Here is a 14,786-nt window from a genome sequence, read left to right on the forward strand (position 1 = left end):
TGGGAACATTGCAAGAGCTGAAATAAAGGAATAAGAATTGATGGATAAACGTATTTTTGTTGAGAAAAAGGCTGATTTTCAGGTCAAGTCAGAGAGTTTGGTAAGGGAGCTCCAGCACAACTTGGGACTGTCAACTTTGAAAAGTATTCGCATTGTGCAAGTTTATGATGTCTTTGACTTGGCAGAGGACTTATTTGCACCTGCAGAGAAGCACATCTTCTCTGAGCAGGTAACAGACCATGTCTTGGATGAAGCGGCTGTGCAGGCTGATCTTGCTAACTATGCTTTCTTTGCCATTGAAAGTTTGCCAGGACAGTTTGACCAGCGTGCAGCTTCTTCACAGGAAGCCTTGCTTTTACTGGGAAGTTCGAGTGATGTGACAGTCAACACAGCCCAGCTTTACTTGGTTAATAAAGATACTGATGCGACTGAGTTGGAAGCGGTCAAGAACTACTTGCTCAACCCAGTTGATTCTCGTTTCAAGGACATCACGACAGGAATTGCCAAGCAGGAATTTTCAGAGTCAGACAAGACTATTCCAGAATTGACTTTCTTTGAAAGCTATACGGCAGAAGACTTTGCCCGCTACAAGGCCGAGCAAGGGATGGCCATGGAAGTGGATGATTTGCTCTTTATCCAAGACTACTTCAAGTCAATCGGGCGCGTGCCGACTGAGACGGAGCTCAAGGTTTTGGACACTTACTGGTCTGACCACTGCCGTCACACGACTTTTGAGACGGAGTTGAAACAGATTGATTTCTCAGCTTCTAAATTCCAAAAGCAATTGCAAGCGACTTATGATAAATATATCGCTATGCGCGAGGAATTAGGTCGTTCTGAAAAGCCACAAACCTTGATGGATATGGCGACTATTTTCGGTCGTTATGAGCGTGCTAATGGTCGTTTGGACGATATGGAAGTGTCTGACGAAATCAATGCATGCTCGGTTGAAATCGAAGTGGACGTTGATGGTGTCAAGGAACCTTGGCTCCTTATGTTCAAAAACGAAACCCACAACCACCCAACGGAAATTGAGCCATTTGGTGGAGCGGCTACTTGTATCGGTGGCGCCATTCGTGACCCGTTGTCAGGACGTTCCTACGTTTACCAAGCTATGCGTATTTCAGGTGCTGGTGACATTACAGCGCCGATTTCAGAAACGCGCGCTGGGAAATTGCCACAACAAGTCATTTCGAAAACAGCGGCTCACGGTTATTCTTCGTATGGTAACCAAATTGGTCTGGCAACGACTTACGTTCGTGAATACTTCCACCCAGGGTTTGTAGCTAAACGCATGGAGCTAGGTGCCGTTGTTGGTGCTGCTCCTAAGGAAAATGTAGTCCGTGAAAAACCTGAAGCGGGTGATGTGATTATCTTGCTAGGTGGCAAGACTGGGCGTGATGGTGTTGGTGGTGCGACAGGGTCTTCTAAGGTTCAAACAGTTGAGTCTGTAGAGACTGCCGGTGCTGAGGTTCAAAAAGGGAATGCCATCGAAGAGCGCAAGATCCAACGCCTTTTCCGTAATGGCGATGTCACTCGTCTCATCAAGAAGTCCAATGACTTTGGAGCAGGTGGTGTCTGTGTGGCTATCGGTGAATTGGCAGATGGTCTTGAAATCGACCTCAACAAGGTTCCTCTTAAATACCAAGGTTTGAACGGTACAGAAATTGCCATTTCTGAATCACAAGAACGGATGGCAGTTGTGGTGCGTCCTGAGGACGTAGATGCCTTCGTTGCTGAATGTAATAAAGAAAATATTGACGCTGTTGTTGTGGCAACAGTGACTGAAAAACCAAATCTTGTCATGCACTGGAATGGTGAAACAATTGTCGACTTGGAACGCCGTTTCCTTGATACAAACGGTGTGCGCGTGGTTGTCGATGCCAAGGTGGTAGACAAGGATGTCAAGCTTCCAGAAGAACGTCAAACATCTGCTGAAACACTTGAAGCAGATACCCTTGCGGTTCTATCTGACCTCAACCATGCGAGTCAAAAAGGCTTGCAAACCATCTTTGACTGTTCGGTCGGTCGTTCAACGGTCAATCACCCACTTGGTGGTCGCTACCAACTCACACCAACTGAAGCTTCTGTGCAAAAGTTGCCAGTCCAACACGGTGTGACTCACACTGCGTCAGTCATGGCGCAAGGTTTCAACCCTTATGTGGCAGAATGGTCTCCATACCACGGTGCTGCCTATGCGGTTATCGAAGCGACAGCTCGTTTAGTGGCTGCTGGTGCCAACTGGTCTAAGGCTCGTTTCTCTTACCAAGAATATTTCGAGCGCATGGACAAGCAAGCTGAGCGTTTTGGTCAGCCAGTAGCAGCTCTTCTAGGCTCTATCGAAGCACAAATCCAACTTGGTTTGCCATCTATCGGTGGTAAGGACTCCATGTCTGGTACCTTTGAAGAATTGACGGTACCACCAACCTTGGTCGCCTTTGGGGTGACGACGGCAGATAGCCGTAAGGTGCTCTCTCCTGAGTTCAAGACTGCTGGTGAAAATATCTACTACATCCCAGGTCAAGCTCTTGCTGCAGAGATTGATTTTGACTTGATTAAGTCTAATTTTGCTCAGTTTGAAGCCATCCAAGCTGGTCACAAAGTAACATCTGCATCAGCTGTCAAATACGGTGGTGTCCTTGAAAGCTTGGCTCTTGCTACTTTTGGGAATCATATTGGTGCAGAGGTAACCTTGCCTGAATTTGAAACAGCCTTGACAGCTCAATTAGGCGGATTTGTCTTCACATCTCCTGAAGAAATCGCTGGAGTAGAGAAGATTGGACAAACGAAAGCAGACTTTACACTCCTTGTCAACGGTGTGAAGCTAGATGGACACAAGCTTGACAGTGCCTTCCAAGGGAAACTGGAAGAAGTTTACCCAACAGAATTTGCCCAATCTAAAGAATTGGACGAAGTACCAGCTGTCGCTTCTAACGCAGTCATCAAAGTCAAGGAAACTATTGAAAAACCGGTGGTTTACATCCCAGTCTTCCCAGGAACAAACTCGGAATATGATTCAGCAAAAGCTTTTGAAAAAGAAGGTGCAGAAGTCAACTTGGTGCCATTCGTGACCTTGAATGAAGAGGCTATTGTCAAGTCAGTTGAAACTATGGTTGACAATATCGGCAAGGCTAACATCCTCTTCTTTGCAGGTGGTTTCTCAGCTGCGGATGAGCCAGATGGATCAGCTAAGTTTATCGTCAACATCCTGCTTAATGAAAAAGTGCGTGTAGCTATTGATAGCTTTATTGCTCGTGGTGGTTTGATTATTGGTATCTGTAATGGCTTCCAGGCCTTGGTCAAATCAGGTCTTCTTCCATACGGAAACTTCGAGGATGCCAGCAGTACGAGTCCAACCCTCTTCTACAATGATGCCAACCAGCACGTGGCCAAGATGGTGGAAACTCGAATTGCCAATACCAACTCACCATGGTTGGCTGGAGTGCAAGTGGGTGATATCCATGCTATCCCAGTGTCGCACGGTGAAGGGAAGTTTGTTGTGACGACTGAGGAATTCGCTGAGCTCCGTGACAATGGACAAATTTTCAGTCAATACGTTGACTTTGACGGCAAACCAAGCATGGACTCTAAGTACAATCCAAATGGTTCTGTAAATGCCATCGAAGGAATTACCAGCAAGAACGGTCAAATCATCGGTAAAATGGGACACTCAGAACGTTATGAAGACGGTCTCTTCCAAAACATCCCAGGAAATAAAGACCAGCACCTGTTTGCGTCGGCTGTGCGTTATTTCACAGGGAAATAAAAGGTATAAAAAATGACATACGAAGTAAAATCTCTTAATGAAGAATGTGGTGTTTTCGGTATCTGGGGGCATCCAGATGCTGCTAAATTGACCTATTTTGGGCTCCATAGTCTTCAGCACCGTGGTCAAGAGGGGGCGGGAATCCTTTCCAATGATCAGGGGCAATTGAAGCGTCATCGTGATATGGGGCTTTTATCAGAAGTGTTCAGAAATCCAGCTAATTTGGATAAACTGACTGGAACGAGTGCGATTGGGCATGTTCGTTATGCGACTGCTGGCGAAGCTTCTGTAGATAATATCCAGCCCTTCCTCTTCCGCTTTCACGATATGCAGTTTGGACTTGCTCACAACGGAAACTTGACCAATGCCGAATCGCTCAAGAAAGAATTGGAACAAAGAGGAGCTATTTTCAGTTCAACTTCGGACTCAGAAATCTTGGCCCACCTCATTCGTCGAAGTCACAATCCGAACCTGATGGGCAAAATCAAGGAGGCGCTCAGCCTTGTCAAAGGTGGATTTGCTTATATCCTGCTGTTTGAGGACAAGTTGATTGCTGCGCTTGATCCTAATGGTTTCCGTCCGCTTTCTATCGGAAAAATGGCAAACGGAGCGGTGGTGGTTTCGTCTGAAACCTGTGCCTTTGAAGTCATCGGTGCTGAGTGGATTCGTGATGTAAAACCAGGGGAAATTGTGATTGTGGATGACAATGGTATCCAGTACGATAGTTATACGAATGATACCCAGTTGGCGATTTGTTCTATGGAGTATATCTATTTTGCTCGCCCTGACTCTAACATCCATGGGATCAATGTCCATACAGCTCGCAAACGTATGGGGGCTCAATTGGCGCGTGAGTTCAAGCACGAAGCGGATATCGTGGTCGGTGTGCCAAATTCCTCGCTGAGCGCAGCTATGGGATTTGCAGAAGAATCTGGTCTGCCAAATGAAATGGGTCTTATCAAGAATCAATACACGCAACGCACCTTTATCCAACCGACTCAAGAATTGCGGGAGCAAGGGGTGCGGATGAAACTGTCTGCTGTTTCGGGTGTCGTTAAAGGCAAACGTGTGGTGATGGTGGATGATTCCATTGTTCGTGGGACAACCTCTCGCCGTATCGTTCAGCTTTTGAAAGAAGCAGGTGCGTCTGAGGTTCACGTTGCCATTGGTAGTCCAGCGCTGGCTTATCCATGTTTTTACGGGATTGATATCCAAACGCGTCAGGAGTTGATTGCGGCTAATCATACGGTTGAAGAAACCTGCCAAATCATTGGTGCGGATAGCCTGACCTATCTTTCGATTGATGGCTTGATTGATTCTATCGGCATCGAAACAGATGCGCCGAACGGTGGTCTCTGTGTCGCTTACTTTGACGGTGACTACCCAACGCCTCTCTACGACTATGAGGAAGACTATCAAAGAAGTTTGGAAGAAAAGACCAGTTTTTACAAATAGACGGATAAAGACTCTCCATGAAAGGAAAGGAAGAGAAGATGACAAATAAAAATGCTTATGCTCCACGTCTCACTACTGACTAAAAGCTAAAGCATTTGTCAGTAGACGCTTTGCCTTATGGGGCCAAAGCTAGAGCCCTGACTAATATTTTTAGATAAAATAATTGTTTATCTAAAAATACGTCGCAATCTTCTCAAAGAAAAGGAAAAATAAAATGGCAAATAAAAATGCTTACGCCCAGTCGGGTGTGGATGTTGAAGCGGGTTATGAAGTTGTTGAGCGGATCAAAAAGCACGTGGCTCGCACGGAGCGTGCGGGTGTCATGGGAGCTCTTGGTGGTTTTGGTGGCATGTTTGACCTCTCAAAAGCAGGTGTCAAAGAACCGGTCTTGATTTCAGGGACTGACGGTGTCGGAACCAAACTCATGTTGGCTATCAAGTATGATAAGCATGACACGATTGGGCAGGATTGTGTGGCCATGTGTGTCAATGATATCATCGCTGCAGGTGCGGAGCCTCTTTACTTCCTGGACTACGTCGCGACTGGCAAGAATGAACCAGCTAAACTAGAACAAGTGGTTGCTGGTGTGGCTGAAGGTTGTGTGCAAGCTGGTGCAGCCCTCATCGGTGGGGAAACGGCTGAGATGCCTGGTATGTACGGCGAAGATGACTACGACTTGGCTGGATTTGCGGTCGGCGTGGCTGAAAAATCTCAAATTATTGACGGGTCAAAAGTAGCAGAAGGAGATGTTCTTCTTGGGCTTGCTTCGAGTGGTATTCACTCCAATGGTTACTCACTCGTTCGTCGTGTTTTTGCGGACTACACAGGTGAGGAAGAGCTGCCAGAATTGGAGGGCAAAAAGCTGAAAGATGTCCTTTTGGAACCAACTCGTATCTACGTTAAAGCTGTTTTGCCACTCATCAAGGAAGGTTTGGTTCATGGGATTGCCCACATCACAGGTGGTGGCTTTATCGAAAATGTCCCTCGCATGTTTGCAGCTGACTTGGCTGCAGAGATTGAGGAAAGCAAGGTTCCAGTTCTTCCAATTTTCAAAGCCCTTGAAAAATACGGTCAGATCAAGCATGAAGAAATGTTTGAAATCTTCAATATGGGCGTAGGACTCATGTTGGCAGTTAGCCCTGAAAATGTAGATCGTGTCAAAGAATTGCTGGATGAACCAGTCTATGAAATTGGTCGCATCGTCACGAAAGAAAACGAAAGTGTCATCATCAAATGAAAAAAATAGCGGTTTTTGCCTCTGGTAATGGCTCAAACTTTCAGGTGATTGCTGAAGAGTTTCCAGTGGAGTTTGTCTTTTCAGACCATCGTGACGCCTATGTGCTAGAGCGTGCAGAAAAGCTTGGTGTCCTGTCCTATGCTTTTGAACTCAAGGAGTTTGAGAACAAGGCAGACTATGAAGCAGCCCTAGTCGAACTCTTGGAAGAACACCAGATTGACTTGGTTTGTCTAGCAGGCTACATGAAAATCGTTGGGCCAACCTTATTGGCAGCCTATGAAGGCCGAATCATCAACATTCATCCAGCCTACTTGCCAGAATTTCCAGGAGCTCATGGGATTGAGGATGCTTGGAATGCTGACGTGGATCAGTCTGGTGTGACCATTCACTGGGTAGATTCTGGTGTGGATACAGGCAAGGTCATCAAACAAGTCCGTGTGCCACGTCTATCTGCTGATACCATCGAAAGCTTTGAAGCTCGCATTCATGAGGCAGAGTACAAGTTGTATCCAGAGGTTATTAGAGAATTGTTGGATAAGTAAATGAAAGGAAATAACATGACTAAACGCGCCTTAATCAGCGTCTCAGACAAAGCGGGCATTGTTGAATTTGCCCAAGAACTCAAAAAACTTGGTTGGGATATCATCTCAACAGGTGGTACCAAAGTTGCCCTTGATAATGCTGGGGTGGAGACCATTGCGATCGATGATGTGACTGGTTTCCCAGAAATGATGGACGGTCGCGTCAAGACTCTTCATCCAAATATCCATGGTGGGCTCTTGGCTCGTCGTGATTTGGATAGCCACTTGGAAGCAGCCAAGGACAATCAAATTGAGCTTATCGACCTTGTAGTGGTCAACCTCTATCCCTTCAAGGAAACAATTCTCAAACCAGATGTGACTTACGCTGATGCGGTTGAGAACATCGATATCGGTGGTCCATCTATGCTTCGCTCGGCAGCGAAGAACCACGCTAGTGTAACTGTTGTGGTAGATCCTGTAGACTATGTTGTGGTGCTTAACGAATTGTCGGTCAACGGCGAAACGACTTATGAAACCCGTCAACGTTTGGCGGCCAAGGTTTTCCGTCACACAGCGGCTTATGATGCCTTGATTGCAGAGTATTTTACAGCTCAGGTCGGCGAAAGCAAGCCTGAAAAACTGACCTTGACCTATGACCTCAAACAAGCTATGCGCTATGGGGAAAATCCTCAACAGGACGCTGACTTCTATCAAAAAGCTTTGCCGACTGACTATTCGATTGCTTCAGCAAAACAGCTCAACGGTAAGGAATTGTCCTTCAATAACATCCGCGATGCGGATGCGGCGATTCGTATTATCCGTGATTTCAAAGACCGTCCAACCGTTGTGGCTCTCAAACACATGAACCCATGTGGAATCGGTCAAGCAGATGATATCGAAACTGCTTGGGACTACGCTTATGAGTCTGATTCAGTGTCTATCTTTGGTGGAATCGTCGTTCTCAACCGTGAGGTGGATGCTGCGACAGCTGAGAAGATGCACGGCGTTTTCCTTGAAATCATCATCGCACCAAGCTATACGGATGAAGCACTAGCTATTTTGACTAATAAAAAGAAAAACTTGCGTATCCTTGCCTTGCCATTTGATGCCCAAGACGCTAGTGAAGTGGAAGCAGAATACACAGGCGTGGTTGGTGGACTGCTCGTGCAAAACCAAGACGTGGTCAAGGAAAGCCCAGCTGACTGGCAAGTGGTGACTAAACGTCAACCAACCGAGACAGAAGCGACAGCCCTTGAGTTCGCTTGGAAGGCTATCAAGTACGTCAAATCCAACGGGATCATCGTGACCAACGACCACATGACACTTGGTGTTGGCCCAGGTCAAACTAACCGTGTGGCATCTGTCCGCATCGCTATTGAACAAGCTAAAGACCGCCTTGACGGTGCTGTTCTTGCTTCAGATGCCTTCTTCCCATTTGCGGATAATGTAGAAGAAATCGCCAAAGCAGGCATTAAAGCCATCATCCAGCCTGGAGGATCAGTTCGTGACCAAGAATCCATCGAAGCTGCTGACAAATACGGCTTGACTATGGTCTTCACAGGTGTGAGACATTTTAGACATTAATCAAATAAGGCACTCATCCATCGATGAATGCCTTTTCTGCTATAGAGAGAATCTTAATCAGCAGTTTTACAGATAGGATTGGTAGGGTTAAACCTGTCTTATATCAGTTAGATTTATTTATCTATATAGTAAATGAAGCAAAGAATGTGCTCAAAGGTATCTAATTTATAAAATTTTGGTCTCTAGACTCGATTAATTACATATTTATTAAGTTATATTGGAGTTTTGGAAGAAAACATGTTATAATATAGAAAATAAGTTGATATATAAATGATTTTAAATATAAAAAGGAGTTAAAATGGAAAGTGGTCTAAATAACTTATACAAATTATTTACAAATGGAATATATAGAATACCAGATTATCAAAGGGGCTATGCATGGGGAACGAAAGAAGTTGAGGATTTTTGGGAGGATTTATTTAACTTGTCTGTGGAGCGACAGCATTACGGAGGAGTTATAACCTTAGAGGAGATACCGAAGGATGAACTAGATAAAAATAAAACAGATCGATGGTTTTTAAATAAAATTAATAGGACACCATACTATGTTGTTGATGGACAACAAAGATTAACAACAGCGATGATTCTTTTAAAAGTTATAATTGAGGTAGCAAAAAGTCATAGATTAAATACCCTAAATGAATTTGATTCCATTTCTGAAATTGAAAAAGATTTTATTGTATTAAAAAGGGAGGCTGATAATGCATTTTACTTACCATTTTCGTATGAAACAGAGAATGATAGTTATGGATTCTATATTTCAAAGATATTAGAATTAGATGGTTTAGAAGATAAATATCCAATTTACGAAAGTAAGTATAGTGACAATCTTCAAAATGCATTAGAATTTTTTAAGGAAAAGGTTTCAAAATTAAATCAAGAAGATATTGATGTGTTATATACTAAATTAGTTCATAAGCTAGTGTTTAATAGATATGTTATTGATTCAAACTTAGATATTCATGTTACATTTGAGACAATGAATAATCGAGGAAGAATTTTATCAACATTAGAACTACTGAAAAATCGCTTAATTTATTTGACGACTCTATATACTGAAATATCTCTAGAGAAGAGGATTGAAGTAAAAAACCAGATTAATGATGTGTGGAAAATAATTTATAGAAGTATTGGGGAAATTGATCACAGTGAAAATATATTTAATTGGTCAATGAGGAGATATAGATTTTACTCAATGACTACTGATGATATTTTTCTGGATGCACAATTAACCGCTTATCCAATTCATAAGTTTAAAAACTATTTAGAGCCTGATGAACAAAAAATGTATGAAAGAAATACACTTGTTTTACACTCGGAGAATCTGTTAAAAAATATATTTACCTCACAAAATGTAATTCAGAAAAAACTGAAATTAAAAGATATTCAAGAATATATTCAAGATTTAAGGATAAGTATTCGTGTTTGGAAAGATATGCAGCTTACTGTTAGTTCCTCAGACGACGTTAAGATAAAAGAATATTTATCTCGTATAAATTTTTTAACGGTAACTAACTATCGTAATACTAGATCGCGTGACTTTGTGATACCTAAGGAAATATCTAGTGATGTCATAGAGATGGATTCAATGGAAGATTTATTCAATAGCATAGCTAAAGAGGATAGACATTCCTTTTATGATACTCAGTCTATTTCAGATTTAATTCAGAAATTCATTTTTAAACTTTTGAAAACAGAAAGTACAAACCTATTACCAACATTGAGAAATATCGAAAAATTTTTATTTTTGGATTCATTCATACCGGATAGTAGTGAATTAAGGTATGACGAATTAGATAGAAAAATAAGAGTTTTACAATTCAATACATTTATTTTGCTATGTTATTTAGATAGGCAGCCTAATATCAATGAAGAATTATTAAATAAATTTAATCGCCAAATGATTAAGATCCATAAAGAATACTTTAAAATAATACCAAAAAGCTATGATGTGTTATCAAATACTCAATTTTATTCGGATTCTCCTAGACTATCCTATTACATTTTGACCCAATATAATTTAGAATTAATGGATAGATCTAAGGAAACTTTCAGTGAAACTGACAGATTATGCTTCTATTTTAACAAGCAAAGTTATAATATTGAACATATTTATCCACGCAACCATAGATTTAATTATTGGAATGAAAGATTTGGTTCTCTTAATCAAAAAGATAGAGAAAAGTATAAAAATACATTAGGAAATTTAATAGTTATATCAGCTAGAAAAAATGAAAAACTAGAAAATAAATCTTATCCTGATAAATGTGACTTTAAAGAGATAAATAATCCAACAGGATATAAATATGGAACAATGGCTGAAAGGTATTTATGCGAAAAATACTCTGACTGGACTCCAGAATCAATCTATAAAAGAGGTCGAGAAATATTAGAGTTTGTGCATAAAGAATGGGGAATAAAAATTCCTCCCAAAGATTCAAAAAAAGTTTTAGGATTGCCAGAAAAATAACAACTTGTTATAAAATTCGCAAAATAATCTGGACTTAGATTGGAGAAGATAAATAAATCTTCTCCTTTTTTGAATTTAAATACGGTGAGAATAAAAGTTTTAAATTTTTTGCTGTCTTTAGATTTGATTCTGAATCGGGATGTTCTAGTGGTTTATAATTAGAATGCTTTCATACAAATTAATTTATGATTTGGGTGAAGAATAATCCAGTAGAATACATTGCTTTGAACGTTTAAAGTTTCACATATTTCGGTTATATTGCTTTTTGTCATAAGGTCCGACATATTTTACTCTAAAGTAAGATGATTTTGTTGGAACATTTCAAATAAAATATTATGAATTTTTATATTCTGTGTTAGAGTGTTAAAATAGGCTATGACTTTCAGTAGGATTGAATCGATAAAATCAACTAGGGAGGTATCTGGATAGATTTTATCAATGTAATTAGCTTTCTGAAGACCAATTTTTAACATCTGTTAATAGCTTAATACGCTAAAATTAACCCGAGAGGAGATGATATCAGTGCCTTGCGTACTTTCGACACAGAGACTTTTAACTTTGTATATCCTCTGACTTTCTGATAAGTATGAGATAAGAGGAGTTAGTATTTTTCCCAAAATATTACATAAGACAAGAATGCTGAGTTCAAAATTGTTTTAATCTATTTTTAAAAAATTAGATTAAAACGAACATTTGTGGTATAATTTTAATAAATAATTCGCAAAAGAGGTTAAGAGATGAAACTGTTGGTTGTCGGTTCAGGTGGTCGTGAACATGCGATTGCTAAGAAGTTATTGGAGTCTAAAGACGTTAAGCAAGTTTTTGTGGCACCTGGGAATGACGGGATGACCTTAGATGGACTTGATTTGGTAAATATATCTATTTCCGAACATTCTAAGTTAATTGAATTTGCAGAGGTCAACGATATCGCTTGGACCTTCATTGGGCCGGATGATGCTCTTGCCGCCGGAATAGTGGATGGTTTCAATGCAGCAGGCCTCAAGGCTTTTGGTCCGACTAGGGCTGCAGCGGAGCTGGAATGGTCCAAGGATTTTGCCAAGGAAATCATGGTCAAATACGGTGTACCGACAGCAGCCTATGGCACATTTTCAGATTTCAAGGAGGCCAAGGCTTATATCGAGGAGAAAGGCGCTCCTATCGTTGTCAAGGCAGATGGTTTGGCACTTGGGAAAGGTGTTGTCGTAGCTGAAACGGTTGAGCAAGCGGTCGAAGCCGCTCATGAGATGCTTTTGGATAATAAGTTCGGTGACTCAGGCGCGCGTGTGGTTATCGAGGAATTCCTTGACGGAGAAGAGTTCTCTCTCTTTGCCTTTGTCAATGGGGACAAGTTCTACATCATGCCGACGGCTCAGGATCACAAACGTGCTTACGACGGCGACAAGGGCCCTAATACTGGTGGGATGGGTGCCTATGCGCCAGTTCCTCACTTGCCACAGAGTGTGGTTGACACAGCAGTGGAGACCATTGTTAAGCCAGTTCTTGAAGGGATGATCCAAGAAGACCGCCCTTATCTTGGTGTCCTTTACGCAGGGCTTATTTTAACAGCAGACGGACCTAAGGTCATAGAGTTTAACGCTCGTTTTGGAGATCCTGAAACGCAAATTATCTTACCTCGTTTGACATCTGACTTCGCGCAAAATATCACGGACATTTTGGATGGTCAAGAGCCAGCCATCACCTGGACGAACAAGGGTGTGACACTGGGCGTGGTTGTAGCTTCAAATGGCTACCCACTCGCTTATGAGAAAGGTGTCAAGCTTCCTACCAAGACAGAAGGCGATATCATCACTTACTATGCCGGTGCCAAATTCGCTGAAAACGGGCAAGGTCTCCTCTCAAACGGTGGACGTGTCTACATGCTCGTCACAACAGCAGACACCGTCAAAGAAGCCCAAAACATTATTTACAAGGAACTCAACAAACAAAACACAGAAGGCCTTTTCTACCGAACAGATATCGGAAGCAAGGCGAACAAATAAAATTTCAAAAGCGACTGAGTCGCCAAACCCGATAATGGTCGCCGTGGTGAAAAGACCAGAACAATTTCTGTTCTGGTCTAGGGAAAATTTGAGACCTTAGGCTCAAATTTTAGGAATGAAACCGAAGATTTGCTTCCGTCCCCATCACCTAAGACCATTATAAAAAAAGAAGAAAAAGGAAAAATTATGACTAAACCAATTATTTCCATCATCATGGGCTCAAAATCCGACTGGGCAACCATGCAAAAAACCGCTGAAGTCCTAGATCGCTTCGGTGTAGCCTACGAAAAGAAAGTTGTCTCTGCTCACCGCACACCAGATCTCATGTTCAGACATGCGGAGGAGGCTCGTAGCCGAGGCATCAAGGTCATTATTGCAGGTGCTGGAGGCGCAGCCCATTTACCAGGAATGGTCGCAGCAAAAACCACTCTGCCTGTTATCGGGGTACCGGTCAAGTCGCGCGCTCTTAGTGGCGTGGATTCACTCTATTCCATCGTTCAGATGCCAGGTGGAGTACCAGTCGCAACTATGGCTATCGGTGAAGCAGGTGCGACAAATGCGGCTCTCTTTGCCCTCCGTCTCCTTTCAGTAGAGAATCAGGCTATCGCGACAGCTTTGGCAGATTTTGCAGAAGAACAAGGAAAAATCGCAGAGGAGTCGTCAAATGAGCTCATCTAAAACAATCGGAATTATCGGTGGCGGCCAGCTGGGTCAAATGATGGCCATTTCTGCTATCTACATGGGCCACAAGGTTATCGCGCTGGATCCTGCGGCTGATTGTCCAGCATCTCGCGTAGCGGAAATCATTGTGGCGCCTTATAATGACGTGGATGCTCTGCGTCAGTTGGCTGAGCGTTGCGATGTCCTCACCTATGAGTTTGAAAATGTCGATGCTGACGGTTTGGATGCTGTCATCAAGGATGGTCAACTTCCTCAAGGAACCGACCTGCTTCGCATCTCCCAAAATCGCATCTTTGAAAAGGACTTTCTCTCAAACAAGGCTCAAGTCACTGTGGCACCTTACAAGGTTGTGATCTCAAGCCAAGATTTGGCAGATATGGACCTGTCTAAAAACTATGTCCTCAAGACCGCGACAGGTGGCTACGATGGGCATGGACAAAAAGTCATTCGCTCAGAAGCAGATTTGGCAGAAGCCTATGCGCTAGCAGACTCAGCAGACTGTGTCTTGGAAGAATTCGTCAACTTTGACCTTGAAATTTCTGTCATTGTATCAGGGAATGGCAAGGATGTTACGGTTTTCCCAGTTCAGGAAAATATTCACCGAAACAACATTCTTTCAAAAACCATTGTGCCTGCTCGAATTTCTGAAAGTTTAGCTGAGAAAGCCAAAGCCATGGCCGTGAGAATCGCTGAGCAACTCAACTTGTCTGGAACGCTGTGCGTGGAAATGTTTGCGACTGCTGACGACATCATTGTCAATGAAATCGCCCCACGTCCACACAACTCTGGGCACTATTCCATCGAAGCCTGTGACTTCTCCCAGTTTGACACCCATATCTTGGGTGTTCTCGGAGCACCATTGCCAGCTATCAAATTGCATGCGCCTGCAGTCATGCTCAACGTCCTCGGCCAACACGTCGAGGCTGCTGAAAAGTATGTCGCAGAAAATCCAAGCGTCCACCTCCATATGTATGGTAAAATAGAAGCGAAGCACAACCGCAAGATGGGACATGTGACTTTGTTTAGTAGTGTGCCGGAAGAGGTTGAAGAGTTTGGGAAAGGGATTGATTAG

At 42.7% G+C, this 14,786-nt stretch carries 9 protein-coding genes; all 9 read left to right on the plus strand.

Annotation, left to right across the window (positions count from 1 at the left end):
* The first annotated feature begins 40 nt into the window (after positions 1-40).
* The 9 genes from M1G01_RS08770 to purK all read left to right on the plus strand — a co-directional run bounded on the left by M1G01_RS08770 (position 41) and on the right by purK (position 14,786).
* Positions 41-3,766: a phosphoribosylformylglycinamidine synthase gene (locus M1G01_RS08770; protein ID WP_247931640.1), complete on the plus strand. Its 3,726-nt coding sequence runs from the start codon at positions 41-43 to the stop codon at positions 3,764-3,766.
* A 12-nt stretch (positions 3,767-3,778) separates the two neighbouring features.
* Positions 3,779-5,221 (plus strand): amidophosphoribosyltransferase, encoded by a 1,443-nt coding sequence (purF, locus tag M1G01_RS08775; RefSeq protein WP_084920035.1) that lies wholly within the window; start codon positions 3,779-3,781, stop codon positions 5,219-5,221.
* A 214-nt stretch (positions 5,222-5,435) separates the two neighbouring features.
* Positions 5,436-6,458, plus strand: coding sequence for a phosphoribosylformylglycinamidine cyclo-ligase (gene purM, locus M1G01_RS08780; protein ID WP_247931641.1), 1,023 nt, complete (start codon positions 5,436-5,438; stop codon positions 6,456-6,458).
* Complete coding sequence (gene purN, locus M1G01_RS08785) at positions 6,455-7,000, plus strand: phosphoribosylglycinamide formyltransferase (RefSeq protein ID WP_247931642.1); 546 nt, start codon at positions 6,455-6,457, stop codon at positions 6,998-7,000. The genes purM and purN overlap by 4 nt, the downstream gene beginning before the upstream one ends.
* 15 nt (positions 7,001-7,015) lie before the next feature.
* Complete coding sequence (gene purH, locus M1G01_RS08790) at positions 7,016-8,563, plus strand: bifunctional phosphoribosylaminoimidazolecarboxamide formyltransferase/IMP cyclohydrolase (RefSeq protein WP_247931643.1); 1,548 nt, start codon at positions 7,016-7,018, stop codon at positions 8,561-8,563.
* A 298-nt stretch (positions 8,564-8,861) separates the two neighbouring features.
* Positions 8,862-11,033: a DUF262 domain-containing protein gene (locus M1G01_RS08795; protein ID WP_247931644.1), complete on the plus strand. Its 2,172-nt coding sequence runs from the start codon at positions 8,862-8,864 to the stop codon at positions 11,031-11,033.
* 737 nt (positions 11,034-11,770) lie between these two features.
* Positions 11,771-13,033 carry a phosphoribosylamine--glycine ligase gene (gene purD, locus M1G01_RS08800; protein ID WP_247931645.1) on the plus strand — a complete coding sequence of 421 codons (1,263 nt, stop codon included), beginning with the start codon at positions 11,771-11,773 and terminating at the stop codon, positions 13,031-13,033.
* 186 nt (positions 13,034-13,219) lie between these two features.
* Positions 13,220-13,711 (plus strand): 5-(carboxyamino)imidazole ribonucleotide mutase, encoded by a 492-nt coding sequence (gene purE, locus M1G01_RS08805; RefSeq protein WP_247931646.1) that lies wholly within the window; start codon positions 13,220-13,222, stop codon positions 13,709-13,711.
* On the plus strand, positions 13,698-14,786 hold the full coding sequence (gene purK, locus M1G01_RS08810; RefSeq protein ID WP_084943992.1) for a 5-(carboxyamino)imidazole ribonucleotide synthase: 1,089 nt from the start codon (positions 13,698-13,700) through the stop codon (positions 14,784-14,786). Before purE ends, purK begins: the two co-directional genes overlap by 14 nt.

The organism is Streptococcus oralis (assembly GCF_023110055.1).
Classification (GTDB): Bacteria; Bacillota; Bacilli; order Lactobacillales; family Streptococcaceae; genus Streptococcus; species Streptococcus oralis_BY.